This window comes from Sporosarcina sp. OR05 (assembly GCF_041414805.1).
In the GTDB taxonomy this organism is placed as follows: domain Bacteria; phylum Bacillota; class Bacilli; order Bacillales_A; family Planococcaceae; genus Sporosarcina; species Sporosarcina saromensis.
In genome coordinates this window covers 84,231-101,388 of the sequence record NZ_JANKJL010000008.1, presented here as the reverse complement: position 1 = coordinate 101,388, position 17,158 = coordinate 84,231, and the positions used below count along the sequence as shown (strand labels likewise).

The 17,158-nt window shown below is 39.1% G+C and carries 15 protein-coding genes; 7 read left to right on the top strand and 8 right to left on the bottom strand.

Translation table 11 applies throughout. The features are described 5' to 3' along the window. Nucleotides 1–165 precede the first annotated feature (165 nt). Entirely contained in the window at nucleotides 166–1,101 is a 936-nt protein-coding gene (locus NRI27_RS12670; protein WP_371391014.1) for a nuclease-related domain-containing protein, read from the bottom strand. Nucleotides 1,102–1,499: 398 nt separating this feature from the next. Between NRI27_RS12670 and NRI27_RS12665 the strand changes: the two genes are divergently transcribed. Then, nucleotides 1,500–2,174 carry a response regulator transcription factor gene (locus NRI27_RS12665; protein WP_371391013.1) on the top strand — a complete coding sequence of 225 codons (675 nt, stop codon included), beginning with the start codon at nucleotides 1,500–1,502 and terminating at the stop codon, nucleotides 2,172–2,174. Then, nucleotides 2,171–3,196 (top strand): sensor histidine kinase, encoded by a 1,026-nt coding sequence (locus NRI27_RS12660; protein WP_371391011.1) that lies wholly within the window; start codon nucleotides 2,171–2,173, stop codon nucleotides 3,194–3,196. Before NRI27_RS12665 ends, NRI27_RS12660 begins: the two co-directional genes overlap by 4 nt. 94 nt (nucleotides 3,197–3,290) lie before the next feature. On the opposite strand, the gene NRI27_RS12655 is transcribed toward NRI27_RS12660, so the two are convergent. The 5 genes from NRI27_RS12655 to ccsB form a co-directional block, all read right to left on the bottom strand. Then, nucleotides 3,291–5,246: an FtsX-like permease family protein gene (locus NRI27_RS12655; RefSeq protein ID WP_371391009.1), complete on the bottom strand. Its 1,956-nt coding sequence runs from the start codon at nucleotides 5,244–5,246 to the stop codon at nucleotides 3,291–3,293. Beyond that, nucleotides 5,233–6,000 (bottom strand): ABC transporter ATP-binding protein, encoded by a 768-nt coding sequence (locus tag NRI27_RS12650; RefSeq protein WP_371391008.1) that lies wholly within the window; start codon nucleotides 5,998–6,000, stop codon nucleotides 5,233–5,235. Before NRI27_RS12650 ends, NRI27_RS12655 begins: the two co-directional genes overlap by 14 nt. A 379-nt stretch (nucleotides 6,001–6,379) precedes the next feature. Further along, nucleotides 6,380–7,162 carry a nucleotidyltransferase domain-containing protein gene (locus NRI27_RS12645; protein ID WP_371391006.1) on the bottom strand — a complete coding sequence of 261 codons (783 nt, stop codon included), beginning with the start codon at nucleotides 7,160–7,162 and terminating at the stop codon, nucleotides 6,380–6,382. A 12-nt stretch (nucleotides 7,163–7,174) separates the two neighbouring features. Beyond that, on the bottom strand, nucleotides 7,175–7,702 hold the full coding sequence (locus NRI27_RS12640; protein ID WP_371391005.1) for an isochorismatase family protein: 528 nt from the start codon (nucleotides 7,700–7,702) through the stop codon (nucleotides 7,175–7,177). A 191-nt stretch (nucleotides 7,703–7,893) separates the two neighbouring features. Further along, on the bottom strand, nucleotides 7,894–9,063 hold the full coding sequence (gene ccsB / locus NRI27_RS12635) for a c-type cytochrome biogenesis protein CcsB (RefSeq protein WP_371391004.1): 1,170 nt from the start codon (nucleotides 9,061–9,063) through the stop codon (nucleotides 7,894–7,896). 155 nt (nucleotides 9,064–9,218) lie between these two features. Here ccsB and NRI27_RS12630 point away from each other — a divergent pair, with 155 nt between their 5' ends. The 4 genes from NRI27_RS12630 to NRI27_RS12615 all read left to right on the top strand — a co-directional run bounded on the left by NRI27_RS12630 (nucleotide 9,219) and on the right by NRI27_RS12615 (nucleotide 12,170). Beyond that, complete coding sequence (locus tag NRI27_RS12630) at nucleotides 9,219–10,517, top strand: sensor histidine kinase (RefSeq protein ID WP_371391003.1); 1,299 nt, start codon at nucleotides 9,219–9,221, stop codon at nucleotides 10,515–10,517. Beyond that, nucleotides 10,498–11,235, top strand: a complete 738-nt coding sequence (locus NRI27_RS12625; RefSeq protein WP_371391001.1) for a LytR/AlgR family response regulator transcription factor — start codon at nucleotides 10,498–10,500, stop codon at nucleotides 11,233–11,235. The genes NRI27_RS12630 and NRI27_RS12625 overlap by 20 nt, the downstream gene beginning before the upstream one ends. A 257-nt stretch (nucleotides 11,236–11,492) precedes the next feature. Next, a complete protein-coding gene (locus tag NRI27_RS12620) occupies nucleotides 11,493–11,693 on the top strand; it encodes a cold-shock protein (RefSeq protein ID WP_317946839.1) in 201 nt (66 codons plus the stop codon). Nucleotides 11,694–12,008: 315 nt separating this feature from the next. After that, nucleotides 12,009–12,170, top strand: a complete 162-nt coding sequence (locus NRI27_RS12615) for a hypothetical protein (protein ID WP_317946838.1) — start codon at nucleotides 12,009–12,011, stop codon at nucleotides 12,168–12,170. 88 nt (nucleotides 12,171–12,258) lie between these two features. Here NRI27_RS12615 and NRI27_RS12610 read toward each other — a convergent pair whose 3' ends face one another. Both NRI27_RS12610 and NRI27_RS12605 read right to left on the bottom strand, forming a co-directional pair. Then, a complete protein-coding gene (locus NRI27_RS12610; RefSeq protein WP_371391000.1) occupies nucleotides 12,259–13,881 on the bottom strand; it encodes an S-layer homology domain-containing protein in 1,623 nt (540 codons plus the stop codon). Nucleotides 13,882–14,060: 179 nt separating this feature from the next. Then, nucleotides 14,061–15,701, bottom strand: coding sequence for an S-layer homology domain-containing protein (locus NRI27_RS12605; protein ID WP_371390999.1), 1,641 nt, complete (start codon nucleotides 15,699–15,701; stop codon nucleotides 14,061–14,063). Between the two features lie 219 nt (nucleotides 15,702–15,920). On the opposite strand from NRI27_RS12605, the gene NRI27_RS12600 reads away from it, so the two are divergent. Next, nucleotides 15,921–17,153 (top strand): MFS transporter, encoded by a 1,233-nt coding sequence (locus NRI27_RS12600; protein WP_371390998.1) that lies wholly within the window; start codon nucleotides 15,921–15,923, stop codon nucleotides 17,151–17,153. The last annotated feature ends 5 nt before the right edge of the window (nucleotides 17,154–17,158 follow it).

Genomic DNA, 17,158 nt, shown 5'->3' with positions numbered 1-17,158 from the left:
ACCACCGGTTTGGTCCACGTTACCACCGATTCAAACGACTTTACCACCGTTTCCCCATTTCCCTGCATATATCCTTCCATTTCAAATTAGTAAAATGAGAAAACTGTGCAAGACTCTATCATTTCCAATGAAAAAGCACACATTGCTGTGCGCTTTTTCTCACTATTATAATTGATAAGGATTTTTATACACTCTGTCCCTATACGTACCTTTCGTCTGTAACTCCATCGATACCAAAAGGCGATGTGCAGTTTGCTGTCGATCTACATGAAGAAATGTCCTGCAATCTTTATTCCTCATCTCTCCACCAAACAATAGGAACCAATCACGGATTGCTTGCTCATGCGCTTTTCGACTGGTTTTCCCACAAGACAGACAACGCCAGCCTCCCGAGTATTTCTCCATCCCAAAACCCCCACACCCAGGACAAATCACACCCGTACGAATGTCTTGTTTGGAAATAGCATATGTACTACAAATTGGTGCAGGAATAAATGGACGATGACACTTCTTCAAGCTATTCAGTAGACCCCTAAATGCTTGATCATCCAACATGCGAGAACCTCTCGGGAGTTTGCGAATGAATGTCGGGACTGCATGTGGAAATAAAATTGGAACTTCCGTGTCAAACACGTCAATTCGCTGTTTTGCATACGCGAGGACGACGGCGCCATACACAGGAACTGACAACCCTCTGCTAGTTAACCAATCTTCAAACAGCTCACAATTGCTCTCCAGCTGGGCAATGGGACTTTTAAATCCACTCACTTGGCCAGAATCAGACTTGCGAATCAACTGCGGCGGATTAGCTGTTACCATTAATTCACCTGCAATATTTTTCACTTCGAATAAGACTGCATACCATGGGGTAACCAACAACGTATCCACTTGAAAAAGTGTGCTCGATACAAGCGATACATCATGAAAAACACCATACTCCATTGAAAAAGCATACCGTTCAAAAACCTTATCCAACTCCTGTTCACCACCAAATCCAGCTTGAACAGCGGCGTACTTCGCCTTTAAAATAGGCATCATTTCATGATATTCCGGCAATCGCCTGATAGCAGCATCCAATGCTTCCAACAACTGAGGCGCCATTCGCTCTTTAATAATAAATGCACTTCATCTCCATTCCTATACTCTTCTACTTACCAATCTACTTCATAAAGAACATTCAGTCAATTAAATCTATATTATTGATACACTAACATGAACTTGTTGAAGCATTAATTATTCTCCTATCTATTTTCGCGGGATCATCGGTACATCTCGTAGCACAGCGACAATAACATAAACTGTTCACCAGGACGGCTCCCAACAATCAGTTAACTCGATTGCACAACCACGGAAGAGTATCTTGCTAGCACATTCCTCGCTTTTACATACGGTAAAACCCGTTCCACCCCGACCCTTCCTTACATTTTTGTCACTACGCTATTTCACATAAAAGCTTGTGGTACAATTTAGATAACTTCTATATTTAGGACGTGAAATCGATGTTCACTATTTTAATTGTTGAAGATGAAAAGAAAATCAGTGAATTGGTCGCAGCGGAGTTACGAAAATGGGGCTATATCGCGCAAACAGTAGAAGATTTTCAAAAAGTAGAAGAGTCCTTTCAATCTACTAATCCCCACCTCGTCATTATGGATATTAACCTGCCCTACTATAATGGCTTTCATTGGTGTGAACGGATTCGTCGTCACTCAAACATTCCGATTCTCTTTCTCTCATCTCGTACAGAAATGATGGATATGATGATGGCGTTAAACATGGGTGGCGATGATTTTATCCAAAAACCGTTTTCGATGGAGATGCTCCTTACGAAAATCCACACACTCCTGAGAAGATCCTACACCTATCATCAGGTGGAAACGCACGTCCTTACGCACCGAGATCTGACGCTCCATGTGAAGAAAGCAGTTGTTACGATTAATCATCAAGATATTGAGCTAACAAAGAACGAATTTAAAATTCTTTGCATTCTGCTTGAACATAAAAACCAAATTGTTCAAAGGGATGAGCTGATGACTGCCTTATGGGAAGATGAGAATTTCATTGATGACAATACATTAACGGTCAACATGAATCGACTGCGGAGAAAATTAAGCGAAAATGGGATCGATGATTACATTCAAACGAAAAAAGGTCAGGGGTATATGCTTGTATGAATGTTTCCTTTCGGCAGTATTTGACCTTCCAAAAGCGAGTAATAGCTTTGTACGTACTGATCATGGCATTCGTTACGATTATGCTCTATGTAGAACCGACAATGTCCGTACATATTTCCAATGTTCTCTATATCCATGCTGTTTGTCTAGGCTTCTTGACTGCTTACTTAGCAATCGACTATTTTATCACCAAAAAGCATTTCACAAAAATGACTGCTCATTGGAATGAAGGAATTTTTATCCCGGAAGGTGTCGGAGAACCTCATACATACGAGCAGCACTTATATATGCAATGGTTTCAAACAGTCAATGAAGAGCATCAACAAAAAATGCTTGCCATTATGCAAGAGAAAAAAGAATCGTTGGAGTTCATGACTTCGTGGTTTCATGAGATTAAAACACCGATTGCAGTCTGTAAACTCATTCTTGAACAAGCACCTAGTAACGTTGACACACTCAGCATTCAAGAGGAAATTTCACGTATCGAACGGAACGTGGAACAAGCCCTCTACTTTACGCGAACGGATCATTTTTCCCAGGATTATCACATCGTACAAACAGAATTGGACAAAATCGTTCGCACAGTCGTTAAAAAACACGCTAAACAATTTATTCAACGAAAGATCAAAGCAGCTATTCAATTGGACTCTACACAAGTGGAAACCGATTCAAAATGGTTAGGGTATTTACTGTCGGAAATCATCGCCAATGCATTAAAATACAGTGCTGATGAAGGAACAATTTCCATTCATTCAGAAGAAGATCAAAAAGAAGTTCGATTGACTATCATCGACAATGGAATTGGCATATCAAAATCCGATATCCCTCGTGTTTTCGATTTAGGTTTCACTGGTACGAACGGAAGGATTTATCACAAATCTACGGGGATGGGTCTGTACCTAGCGAATAAGCTAGCACATAAACTCGGACATCAGCTATCCATTTCATCTCAAGAACATCAATACACGAAAATTACCATCCACTTCCCAAAACGACTGGATTACTATTCAATCGTTACGTAGGACAAAACTTTGTTTAAATAAAAACCGTATGACACCAAGTTTCAACCTTGATGTCATGCGGTTTTTCATTACATTTAACTTAATATATAGGTTCCTACGAATTTACAAGTTTATTCGCTGTCCATAAAGTTAATTTGTAATAGACGCCATAAAGCAAAGAGTAAACAATTATGCAAGATACAACAGGTGTAATAAAGTTTATCGCCATTACATTCGCTAAAGCGCCAAGGATGACCGAACTATGTCCAATACCGATGACAAGCGGCAGCAAAAATAGGATGAACGTTTGTCTCGCAATTAGTTTTTTCACTTTCCTCTTACTTAAGCCAAGCTTCCGTAAAGCTTGATACCTTTGACGATCCTCCACAATTTCAGTCAGCATTTTAAAGTAAATAATACTTCCAGTCGCTGTTAAAAAGACGAGTCCTAAAAATCCAAAGACGAAGATGAGTAATCCATAAATGGATTGTGCAAGCTCATAGTTTTCCGAATAACTATAAAATCCCATTTTTAAATCAAATCCATGTCGATTCCCTTCTTCATAAGTAGCTCTCAACCTTTCCGTTAACGGGGCTGACTGTTCTTGATTTTTAACCTTTACGACTCGAGTCATCGTTAAGTTATATTCCTCTCTCATCTGTTGAAATACTTCATCGTTCACGATCAGGACAGATGGTAGAACATCGTAGTTAAACATAGATTCGATTTTATTCCCTACTACCTGTAATGGACTATATTCTTCATTCATACCTAGGGACAATGTTCGACCGACATTTTCATCTTCTTTTTGAGAACCAATAAAATTCCGTCCGAGCATGACTACATCGCCACTATCAAGAGTGGGTACAGGTTGACGGTCTAATTGGTCGGCAAGGTGATTATAGGTCGCAGCTGATAGGACAGTAAACTGCTGGTCATAGTAATAATAGCCCCCTGGAATGTTGTCCAGGTCATCTACTTGTCCTGGCACCATTACATACTCGAATGTCTCATCAAAAAGGACAGGGTATTCCTTACTTTCCATAAGAATAGCATTCATTTTCTCGTTAATGGATTCGTCTGTGACTTCAAACTGATAACTGAACGGAATGTGATCCTTCAATGTCTGCATCGTGTTATAGTACATCGTAACGGCAAATCCAAATGCGACAATCGTGATACCATTCAATACGGATATGACTGTAAGTATAATCGCATTCGTTTTAAGTCTACTTTTCAGCTGGGTAAATGTAATTAAGTTCTTCCATTTGTAATATGCACCCTTCTTATTTTGTAGGATATGAACAAATAGCCCACTACCAGAATGAAACAATAAATAAGAACCCGTTACGATCAAAATGATAACCCCAAAGAAATTACGTCCAAAATGAGTATCCCAACTTTTCAAATCGTAGGCATGTAATAGACTCCAATAACTAAAACCTAGCAATACAAACGCCATCACGGCAACGAATATAGATGGTTTTATTACTGTCTGGACTTTATTTTTCGCTTGAAACAGGTCAATAAGTTGAAAGCGATGAACGATCCGATTTACCTGGAACGAAGCTAATAGCATAATAAGCATAAACACAAAAACAGTTTGCACGATAGGTGCTACATTAACTGTGAAATGCACAACTGTATGAATCCCCATGATTTTGAGAAGAATCATACTGAAAAACACGGAGAATACTTGCCCCAAGCCAATACCTACCCCTAATGAAAGAAGGCTCATCAACAAATTCTCATAAAATAGCATTCGACCGATTTCTGATTTTGTTCCCCCTACTAATGCGTAAAGACCGATTTCTTGCTTTCGATTTCGAATAAAAAATGTATTTGAGTACCATACAAAAATCGCAATAAAGACTAGCAACAAAATAGAAGCTCCCGTCAAAACAGGCCCCAACTTATCTTCTCTGCCAAATGCATCTGCAACTTGCTCATTATGTTGTAAGGAGACAAAAGTAAAATAGATTAAAACACTAAACGTGAGTGAAGCGATATAAATGAAATACCTTCCGAAATTATGCTTCAGGTTTTTCAAGACCACATCATACAAATTCATGGTTACCGCCCCCCATAGAGGAAAGTGTCGTCACCAATTGGTTAAAAAACTGTTTTCGATCCTTATCCCCTTTCACCAATTCCGTAAATAAACTGCCATCCTTTATGAAAATGACGCGGTCACAATAACTGGCTGCAAACGCATCATGTGTCACCATAAGAATTGTTGTTTGAAAATCACGGTTCAATACGTTAAAAGCATTTAGCAGATCCATTGATGATTTTGAATCCAAGGCACCGGTCGGTTCATCCGCTAAAACTAATGAAGGATTATGAATAATTGCTCTTGCCGCGGCGGTTCGTTGCTTTTGACCACCTGATGTTTGATAAGGGTATTTATCCAAAATGGATTGAATGCCTAGAACTGTAGCGACTTCTGTAACTCTACTGTCTATCATTGCAACCGCTTGATTTGCAAAGGCGAGTGGCAATAAGATATTCTCTCGAATCGTCAAAGAATCTAGTAAATTGTAATCTTGAAAGATGAACCCTAAATTTGTTCTTCTAAATTCTGATAGTGGTTCATCACGTAATCCCGTAATATCTTTTCCGTTAATTTGAATGCTACCAAGTGTCGGTTTGTCAATTGTAGCTAAAATATTGAGTAACGTTGTTTTCCCTGCTCCAGAAGGACCCATGATGCCGACAAATTCACCTCTATGTATTGTTAGGTCCACTTCGTTTAATACCGTAAAAAGATTCGTTTTCGTTCCATACACTTTTTGAATGCCTCGAGCTATTAGTACACTATCCATTTGTCATTCCTCCAGACCTCTCTTGCTCTACTATAGCAAGCATATATGGAGATGAAATACTCTTCCATTGATTCAACGAACAAATCAACTCGGAGTCTTACATTTTCGTCACTATGCATACCAACCAATTTAGTTTTACAAGCCAAATTGCTAATGATTCTTTTAATCGTCTGCCTCCCCGAAAAGCATCTTCTCCATAAGCAGTTAAGCGTCTATAAATGAAAAAATGAGTAAGCCTATGTTAATGGCTTACTCAACAAGTACTAAGCAAACCGCAAATACTCCCATACATTCCCAAAAGGATCGTGAAAACTAATATACTTTCCTGGCGGGCAATCTTCTGGTTCCTCGATAATCATTTCCACATCGTGATCTTAAATTAGTATGGATACTCACTACCATGCAGTTCAATCATTCTTCGTAAAAAAAGCATTGTTTGATGTTCTTCAGCAAACCGCTTTTGCATCCACTCCACTTCACGATCCAGCAACGTGCTAATCCGCTCTACCGCCTGCGCGTGCCTCTGTGGTGTGATGAACTCCATAATGCCCTTCAATTCCGTACCAACCTCTTCCGGCAATGACTGTTCAATTGTCTTCAATCCTAACTTTGCTCGTTCCGGGGCATATCGGTACAATAAAACTCTCCCTAGATGATGGATGACATTTGTTAGCATTTTAACTGACCACATATCATTTCCTCGTGCAGCAGATTTTTTATATTGGAATAAAAACCAAGCCACATCCATGACATCATCTTCATATTCATTTTCCGTAAGTGTCAGTCCTTGTGTATTTACAAATTCATCCAGTATACGGTGTGGATCGTAAAGCACGGTGAAATAGTCTCCGCCAACAAACGTTTCTTTTGTGACCGTGAATAAATCAATGTGCAACAAATTGTCAAATACAGCGATGATTTGAGGTGCGACAATGAAAATATCATCCCATAAAATCGTCTCTCGATACGCATGCACATGCTCTAATCGATTGGCAAGAAATTGTTTCGCATCCTTTTCGTTCACCACACAGTAAAGATCGACATCTGAATGGGCATCATGCTCGCCCCTTCCCATCGAACCTTTCAAAAAAACCGCTTGCACGAGTGGATCTCTTTTCAAACTCTCACTAATTTTCTCGACAGCCAATTCCTGCGGTAGCATGGCGCCCACTCCTTACTTGTAAACTTCTATATACTCCTCATAATCCAACACTTCAATAACATTCGACCAATGCAGCACCGTGCCGACAAAATCCTTTATATCCAAACCAGCCATACCATATGATTCAGCAGTATTGGTTGTACCCGTACCATCTTCGATAAATGTCACTTTGTAGCCTCGATCAAAAGCAGCAATTGCTGTAAACTGACAGCAAAACTCCGTATTGAAGCCAATAATGAATACATGGTCTACATCTAACTTTTCTAACCGACTCGATAAGTCCGTTTTGAAAAAGGCGCTTGGTGTCTGCTTCTCAACGATACACTCTGCATATTCCTTTAACGAAGCGTGCAATTCAGAACCTGACGAACCTTTATAGAGAGAACTTTCTTCCTCGTCATCCAAATGTCGGATAAAAACTACTGGCTTTCCTCTCCTCTTAAAATCTTCAATGACGTCTTTCATAACGGTTAATTCTTTTTGAAAATCTGCAAATTCCACAATCCCATTCTGTACGTCAATGACTAGCAAAGCTTCCATCAGCAACCCGTCCCCTTTACATTCAATTACGATAAGAATAACTTCTGCATAGTACACACTTTCTCCTTTAATTAATTTGAATAAATTGAGGAGTTCGAAAAACATTCTTTTCCTATGTAGAAAAAATTGTTGCGTCTTTATTCAGTGCGTGGAAAAAGACATCCCCTCATTCCAAAGGAGATGTCTTCTCTTCATGCATATGAATGCAAACCAGCAATCACAAGGTTTACAAATACTTGGTTAAATACAATTAGGCCAAACCCGATTATGCCCATCCACGCCGTCCGTCTTCCTTCCCATCCTTTCGAAGTCCGTAGATGGAGAAAGGCAGCGTAAAACAGCCAAGTGATTAAAGCCCATACTTCCTTGGGATCCCACCCCCAAAAACGCCCCCATGCTTGATGTGCCCAAATCATCGCAAACAGCAAACCGCCTAACGAGAACAATGGAAAACCTACAACTACTGCACGACAAGTCATCTCATCCATGACTGTTGGATTCACTTTCGTCGTCAGCGGCTTTACGATTTGAATGATTTTCTTCTTTGTTATAAGTCGAATAAGACTATAAATACCTGTCCCTACAATGAATGCCCAGAGAATCGAATTCAGTTTTTTCGCATCAATGGCATTTGTTATTTCGAATCCTTCGATTGCCTTTTGATCATTTATTAGTACCGCCCCGTCATTTACAACAATGGCCGGCATTTTATAAACCGCTTCTTCCAAAACTCGTTCTCGATTCTCAAACTGTAGAACTTTTTCATCCAATGTCATTGAAAACGTCATTGAAGCAATAATAAAACCGACAACAACAACGAGGCAATACATCACAAATTCCAATCCTTTTGTATGCTTCGTTCTTTCATCTACATTGAGTACTTTGAGTAAGTAAATAATCCCTGTCACAAATGCAACGGAGAGAATCGCACTTGAAACCGCAACAGTAATTACGTGAATGGACAACCAATTACTTTGAAGCGCGGGAATTAAAGGAGATGCTTCCCTTGTAAATACTGCGCCGAATCCCATAATGATAAGTGAAACTGGAATAGCAAAAAGCAAGAAAATTATTGGTTTATACAAATGATACATGATGAGTGCACTTCCAATCAGCATGATGCCAAAGAAGGTCATGAACTCATACAAATTACTAACAGGTGCATGTCCGATTGCTATCCATCTAAGTACGAAGTAGAGAAGTTGCAATAAAAAGGACAAGTACATCAGACTAACACCTATTCGGCTACCCCACACATTTTTAGATTTCAATGCGATTCCAACTGGTATAATAGAAATTACTAATAGGATAAATGCAATAAACAGCGATTGATTACTTAATTCCAATAGTTCTTCTTTCACGTAACAAGCCTCCTCCAACTCCTAAACCATGTAATGTTATGATCATCCTTCATTATAATCATGATAGAATTGGTTAAGGCTGTTTTATCTTCAACGTCTTAAAAACACTCCTGACCGTATAGAGGAGCGGCTACTTTGTGAATCGGAGGAGACATATGACGACCTCTTTCATTGCTTTCAGTCTATTTAACTTTCTCATCATTTATGGATCGCTTTTTTATGTAATGTCCATGAAAATCACACTACAACGGGTGATTTGGTGTTTATTCGTCAATTCGTTTGTAACGATATTGGCGATCTATTTTCAACATGCGCTCTGGATTCCAATGGTTGCAAGTATCTTGTTCAGCATGGGGTTATTTTATATATTCACAAGAACCAAACTGGTGTTTCTTCATCTATTCGTCATTTATATTATTTGCATCTTAGCAGAATCTACGACGCTATTCTTTGTCAATAAACTCTCTTTACCACCTATCATTCACGGGATACTTATCGTTGTTCTTATTGCATTTGTTATGGTGTTTTATAAAAAATACTTATTTCAATACAAGGCTCAATTAAGCCTTTCAAGTCAATCTCAACTATTATTATTGCTTATCACAAGCATCACTTTTTTCGTTTTCTACACACTTATTTTTATTCCAATGGAACAAGGAGATATCCAGATTTCCTCGGTTAACTTAGTCGCCTTATTTGTTTATTTTTTCATAATGGTCGGCTTGACTACGATTCTATTACGTACCATTAGTAAGGAGAACCGACTAAACCAACAAATGATTGAGCAGCAGCAATTTAAACAATATATGCAAGCATTAGAACAAGTGAACCGTGAGATGCAAACATTCCGACATGACTACGCAAATATTCTATTAACATTACGAGGATACATAGAGCAAGAAGATTTGGCTGGCCTGCAAAAATATTTTAACGAACAAATTAGTAGAGAAGAGCAACGTTCGTTGTTTAAGAACAAAATGTTTAGCCAGCTTGAGAACCTTAAAATGATTGAGTTAAAGGGGTTGATTGCTACTAAGCTACTCATTGCGGATGAATCACATATTCCCATGACGATCGAAATTCCAGACACGATTCAAGACATCGCAATGAATCGTATACATTTGTCGCGTATTATCGGTATTCTTTTAGACAATGCCATTGAGGCTAGCACCTCTTTGAAAAATCCTAAGATTCATCTGGCTTTCATTACTATGCCAAACAAAGTCGTCATGATCATCGAGAATCGAACAACGTTGGATACAATAAACAGTAAAAAATTGTTTGAGGAAAAGACTTCAACAAAGGGCGAAAATCGTGGATTTGGTCTATTCAACGTTAGAAAAATATTGTCCAATTACGCGAATGTCACATTAAACACACGCATTGAAAATCATATGTTTATTCATGAAATGACGATTGACGGGAGGAATTTTGGTGAAGGTTCTACTTTGTGAAGATGACACGCATCAAAGACAGCTTTTACATCAAGCCATTACAAACTATGCGCTATTTCATGAACCAAGTATTGAAATTGTCCTGTCTGCCAACCAACCAGATGAAGTGTTAACCTATTTGGAGAAACATCAAGCTGATTGCTACTTTCTAGATATCGAGCTGAATCACCGACTCAACGGGATGGATATCGCTGTTGAAATTAGAAAAAAAGACCCGCTAGCGACGATTATTTTCATTACGTCACATGCCGATCAATTAAAAATGACATTCACTTACAAACTAGCCGCACTGGATTTCATCGTGAAAGATACGCCCAGTCAAATCAGTTCGCAAGTTGTTGACGTGCTGCAAGTTGCATTCCAAAAGTATAAACAGCTCGGTGAATTTGATCAATCATCAATGGTGCAAATTAAAATTGGCGAACGTATTAAGAACATAAAGCTTCAAGATATTTATTTCATTGAAACGTCTTCAAGTCCACATAAGCTTGAATTGCATGAGAGAAATGGATACTACGAATTTTACGGTAAACTGATAGACTTTGAACAGCTAGGAGAGTCTTTCTTTCGATGCCATAAAAGTTTTTTAATAAATCTTCAGCATGTAGTAGAACTACATACGAAAGAACGCACAGTTACGATGGCAAATGGTGCAGTTTGCTCAATTTCCTTCCGTCTGTTTCGAGAATTGCAGCGAAGACTGTCGTTATGCCAATAAAATTTTTAGTCTTTTTACATATTTAGACCAAGAGTTTTCTATGAAAATAGAAGAAACGAATTTAGATAAGTCTCTATACTACGAAGAAATCAAATAATATTCATACGATTAGCTTTTTCTTCAACTATGTGTTATTCTTAAGAAGAATTATTTTTGTTCTTTTATCGAATGGATATTAGGATTTTGCTTTTCGTCTAAAGTATTTGAGCAAGAATAGTAACACATCGTGTGGAAATCCACACTAGGAGGTAATATTAATGGAACAAGGTACAGTTAAGTGGTTCAACGCAGAAAAAGGTTTTGGATTCATCGAGCGTGAAGGTGGAGAGGATGTATTCGTACATTTCTCAGCAATTCAAAGCGAAGGTTTCAAATCTTTAGACGAAGGTCAAAGTGTAACATTTGAAATCGAACAAGGACAACGCGGCCTACAAGCTTCAAACGTTCAAAAAGCTTAATTACGGCTAAAAAAAAGACCCTCGTGTAGGGTCTTTTTTTATGTTCTTGAATATTTAAAAGTATGTCTCTCGACTCCTTGCGTACTTAGTACCAAAGCTTCTAAAGTGATTCCTAGGTATTTTACCAAGAAATTTTTCGCGAACACCACTTCATGTAATTTCCAGTCACTCTATCAACATTGACAAATCGCAAATGTAAAGCGATATCTTTCTCACTACTCTATACTCGAGTTCATCTTTGCTCTAAATAAACTTCGATGTGTACATCAATTAAAAAAATCCTCCCATACTACAGTGCAAAAGGAGGTTTTTTCAATGAAGAACATTCAGCGCAAAAACGCGAATAGTAATGTCGTCAATGCCAATGGGAAAGAAGAAATATCGATGGAGCTTGCAGAGCTCGGGAATTTACATCCGAAGCAAGAACCCATGACGCCGAACCAGCGCGAGAAATCCGAGCGCGAAAAGCCGAAATAAACGCAGCGTCCTACGCTCGTTCAAAGTTTCGTTATTCAATTTTGATTAAAACCGGTGCATGATGACTAGCATCTGCACCGGTCCTCTATTAACGGGCTGCTTCCACCCGATATAAAAACAATGCCATTTCACCACGCGTAATCGGTTCGCCGGTCCCAAATCGGGTAGGCGATTTCCCTTGCGTCACATTATTTTTCAATAAAGCATTTACCGCTTCTTCATAATGTGGCGCTACATCTATAAAAGGATGCTCCACACCTTCTGCTGATAGTCCATATGCCCGTTTTAGGAGCAACGCCATTTCACCACGTGTCATTGTATCATCCGCACCAAAATGGGTTGCTGATTTTCCGTTTGCAATGTTTGCAACCTTTAACGCATTCACCGCTCCCCATGCTCTTTTCGGTACATCCAAATAGGTTGTAGTTGTTGAATCTGATTGATCCAACTCCAATATTTTCGCAAGCCAAATCGCTGCATCCACGCGTTTAATGTTGTCGTATACGCCAAATTCAGTTTTTGTAATGCCATTTGTCACTTCTTTGTCTGCCAAGAAGGTGACCGCCGGCATATACCTGCCTGTTACATCTTTAAAATCCACTTCCGCTTTGAAGGACATCGTGTACACGCCACTTTGCCAAGAAACTTGTGCAAAAGGAACGAAATAATAGACGCCTTTCGGGAGTGCAATTCTTTGAGTGGAAGCTTCAGGGTGTCCGATACTGCCACTACCTCTATGTGAAGCATAATTGATACTTATACCATCCGTTAATTGGTAACCACTAAATTCTGATGAGAAATTGATCGTTACATACCCATCAAATTTCATATCTATCTTATAGTAGTCATAGCGATCTGTATAACTTAAAAAGCCGGTGTACATTTTCGGATCCATTATCGAGATGGGCATTGCGGTAAACTTGTTATTATTCAGTTCAATTTCTTCATTATTTGCAGGCATAAACGAAACAAGCATTTCATAAATGCCTTGATTGGAACCATATCCCATTATATGAATGTAGTACGTGCCCGCCTCAAAGTCTTGATGCGTTTTCCATGTAACTGGTGTTCCTTCATAATATCCTAATGAATCCCGAGAAATCATGTCTCCCTTTGCATCGTAGAATTCAACAGTTCCGCTACGCATTTGGGAAACGATATCCAGTTTCAGCCGACCTGCTTCCTCTACCTCCACTTTATAGTAGTCATGATGATCGTTTGCGCTAATAAACCCACGGATCCGCTTTCCATTCACTTGAATTGACATCGCTTCGGTAAACGTTTGATTGGGTTCCGTTTCCGTATTGTGTACTGGATTAAATGCTACTGATAGATCATATTTCCCAAAACTTATTTTGTTATTGTCTTTAACAAATACAGTATACACAACTGGTTCAATATTTACTTCCTTTTGTAAAATTTTCGGATTTCCAGGACTACCGCCATTTACCCATTCGTATTCGCCCACAAGTTCATTATTGGAATCTCTAAATTCCAATAGGGCTGAAGAAAAGTATACCGTGAAATTAATTGTGAGTGTTCCTGCCTCCTCAGCAGTTACAGTGTATGCTTGACTTGAAGAATGTTCGGTAATTTCACCAGTGACAGTTGTATTATACGGAAGAACCGTATCGGCTTTTACTGTCTTAGGTAGTGGAAATACAAATAAAAATAGTGATAGGACAAGTACTAAGATGCTAGCCTTCTTCATGGTGTTTCACCTCTTTCTTTTCCTAAACATTACTGCTTTCAACTCATTAAGAATCCGATTCGTATTGAATACATGCTACGAGCGGAATGATTGATGGCATTCATTTTACACATTAAGTCCTGAATAGAATAAATGAAAAACCGGTGCTGAATCCATCTGATCCGCACCAGCATTTCCTCTTATTTCGTTTCGTCTGCCCGGTGTAAAAATATCGCCATTTCTCCACGAGTGATCGCTATATTGGTACCGAACTGATTGGCTGATTTCCCTTGCGTAATGTTGTGTTTCAAAAGCGCTTTGACCGCATCTTCATACCGTGGCGAAACATCGATAAATGGCAGATGCACACCGTCACCGGATAATTGATACGCTCGTTGGATCATTAACGCCATCTCACCACGTGTCATCGTATCATTCGCTCCGAAATGAGTTTTCGACTTGCCGTTTGCAATATCCGCTTGTTTTAGAGCATTTACCGCTCCCCAAGCCCTTTTAGGCACGTCTAAATACGGTGTACTCGCTGAGTTTGAAGTATCCAACTCTAACATCTTTGCAAGCCAAATCGCTGCATCTACCCGTTTAATCTTTTCATTCACTCCGAAATAAAAGGGCGTTATTCCATTGGTAACGTCTTTATCCACCAAATAATTAACTGCTGTAGTATACCTGCCCATTACATCCCTAAACATATGCTTTTCTTTACTTTCAGGTTCAGCTGAAAATGCAAGCGTATAAATGCCGCCTTGCCAAATCGCACCCTTCATCGGCACGACATAATACGTTCCTTTTTTGAGCTGCTGTTTTCTAGTCGACGTTTCGGGAATCCCTACCGCACCGCTACTCACATATGAATCGTACGGTACATCTTTTTCATCGATTAAATGATAGGCACTAAACTCTGAAGAAAATTCAACCGTCAAATATCCATCATACGGCATCTCGATTTTGTAATAGTCCTTTGTATCGGTATAACTCAAAAACCCCTTATGTGTCTTTAAGTCGTTTAACTGAACTGGGGTTGCAGTCGCTATTGAATTATTCGGTTCAACCTCATCCGTAATAGCAGGTGAGAAAGAAACGAGCATTTCATAGATTCCTTGATACGTATCATTGCCGGTTACACTGATATAGTACGTACCTGCATCAAAATCAATATGGGATTTCCACAGCAATGGTAATCCATTATAGAAACCTAAACTTTCCCACGTAACAGTTTCTCCATTTGCATCATATATCCGAACCGTACCATTCATCATTTGGGAATCAATTTCGAGGAATAAACGACCCTGCTCGACCAATTCGATTTTGTAATAGTCTTCCGTATCATTCGCGCTAATGAATCCTCTAATTTTTTTGTCATTCACTTGAATCGCCATGGCTTCATCAATCGATTGATTCGGTTCAATTTCCGTGTTGTTCGCTGGATTCAATGTAACTTTCAAGTCATAGTTACCATAACTTGTCCTATTATAATCTTTCACAATTACAGTATACACACCAGGTTCAAGATTGACTTTTTTATTAAGATTTGTTGGATTTTCTGGACGTCCATGAAAAACCCCTTCAAAATTACCGATTCGTTCATTTTTGGCATCTCGTATTTCAAGAAATGCAGCCGAAAAATAGACGTTCACATCTATCGATAAAATGCCTGCTTCCTGAACAGTTACTGTATAAGCATCCATTGGTTCTTGTTCAGTAATGGATCCTGAAACAACTGTATTCAGTGGCAGTGATGTATCGGCTTTCGCAAATGTTGGAAGAGCGATCACAGACAAAAACAGTAAAAGAGTAGGTACGATGATGTTAATTTTCTTCAAGATGTTTCCTCTTTCGTATAAAATTTTCTTTCCTTTTTATAGTACAGCACACTTCGTACATTCGGCAATACAAATTCCAAAAATTAACAAGTTACCTAGTTAGCATTATTTACTAATCTCCGAGCAAATAAACTAATTGTTCCTCACACTAAAAAATCGCAAATTTGGACAAGTTCATTGGATACCTCTTCTCTATAATCATATCGAGGAGGAAAAAATATGAATGTATTTAATAAGAAAGATCCATACGCTGTTTACTTGTTCACTTGTTTTTCATCACAACTATTTTTCACGTATATCTTTACTGTCAATTTGTTATACCATGTACAAGTTGTAAAGCTCGATCCACTGCAACTCGTTTTAGTCGGGACGGTTTTGGAGCTGACGGTTTTCCTATTTGAAATTCCAACTGGTGTACTGGCAGACGTGAAAAGTCGAAAACTCTCTCTCATCATTGGCTACTTCTTGATTGGATTCGGATTCATCATTGAAGGGCTGTTCCCTCTGTTTGCGGCAGTTATCTTCTCGCAAATTGCATGGGGGATTGGCTATACGTTTACAAGCGGCGCCCAGCAAGCTTGGATCGCAGACGAAATTGGGGAAGAAAAAGCATCGCTAGCATTTATGAGGGGAGCAAAATTCGGGCAGCTTGGCCAGATTATCGCCATTCCGCTTAGCATATTGACAGGCTATCTCATGATAAACTTACCGATTGTCATTGGTGGAATTTGCATGCTTGGACTAGCGATGTACTCACTGTTCTTTATAAAAGAAGACAACTTCAAACCTCTACGACCAGGCGAACGGATTTCTACGTGGAAAAGCATGAAGGGAAATATGCAGAAGATCGTTGTTTATTCCAAAGCAAGTTTTGTCATGAGAATGTTGCTCTTAATCGCTTTGTTCATCGGATTGTATAGCGAAGGATTCGACCGCTTATGGATGTCACATTTCATCGACGTTTCCGCTTTAGCTTCATTATCAAACGAACAATTAGTCATTTTCATGGGCGGACTTCAATTCATTGTTGTCTTACTTTCTTTCACTGCACTTCACTTTATAAACCGCAGTGCGATTCACCTGAATTTACGACCTATTTACCATACCCTTTTCGTTGGAAGCACGCTCATTGTCGCTTCCCTCATCGGCTTTGCATTCTCGACATTTGTTGTGAGTTTACTCATCTTTTACGTCATCGTTCAAGTAACGAGACAAGTAATGTATCCGTTAGAGGATATTTGGCTGAATAAAATCATCCCTGACTCATCCACACGTGCCACTTTCTTTTCCGTGAAAGGCCAAGTCAATGCCATTGGTCAAATTGGCGGTGGACCGATTATCGGATTGATTGCATCACGATTCGCTGTGAAAACTGCCATCGTAGCAAGTGCTTGTTTTGTTATGCCTGTGTTGTACTTCTATACAGTTGTGTTAAAAAAAGACAAAGCGTGAACCAC

Bases quoted from the DNA above. Each gene is read 5' to 3' on its own strand.
- NRI27_RS12670 (WP_371391014.1), bottom strand. From the start codon at position 1,101: ATGGCGCCTCAGTTGTTGGAAGCATTGGATGCTGCTATCAGGCGATTG.
- NRI27_RS12665 (WP_371391013.1), top strand. From the start codon at position 1,500: ATGTTCACTATTTTAATTGTTGAAGATGAAAAGAAAATCAGTGAATTG.
- NRI27_RS12660 (WP_371391011.1), top strand. From the start codon at position 2,171: ATGAATGTTTCCTTTCGGCAGTATTTGACCTTCCAAAAGCGAGTAATA.
- NRI27_RS12655 (WP_371391009.1), bottom strand. From the start codon at position 5,246: ATGAATTTGTATGATGTGGTCTTGAAAAACCTGAAGCATAATTTCGGA.
- NRI27_RS12650 (WP_371391008.1), bottom strand. From the start codon at position 6,000: ATGGATAGTGTACTAATAGCTCGAGGCATTCAAAAAGTGTATGGAACG.
- NRI27_RS12645 (WP_371391006.1), bottom strand. From the start codon at position 7,162: ATGCTACCGCAGGAATTGGCTGTCGAGAAAATTAGTGAGAGTTTGAAA.
- NRI27_RS12640 (WP_371391005.1), bottom strand. From the start codon at position 7,702: ATGGAAGCTTTGCTAGTCATTGACGTACAGAATGGGATTGTGGAATTT.
- NRI27_RS12630 (WP_371391003.1), top strand. From the start codon at position 9,219: ATGACGACCTCTTTCATTGCTTTCAGTCTATTTAACTTTCTCATCATT.
- NRI27_RS12620 (WP_317946839.1), top strand. From the start codon at position 11,493: ATGGAACAAGGTACAGTTAAGTGGTTCAACGCAGAAAAAGGTTTTGGA.
- NRI27_RS12615 (WP_317946838.1), top strand. From the start codon at position 12,009: ATGAAGAACATTCAGCGCAAAAACGCGAATAGTAATGTCGTCAATGCC.
- NRI27_RS12610 (WP_371391000.1), bottom strand. From the start codon at position 13,881: ATGAAGAAGGCTAGCATCTTAGTACTTGTCCTATCACTATTTTTATTT.
- NRI27_RS12600 (WP_371390998.1), top strand. From the start codon at position 15,921: ATGAATGTATTTAATAAGAAAGATCCATACGCTGTTTACTTGTTCACT.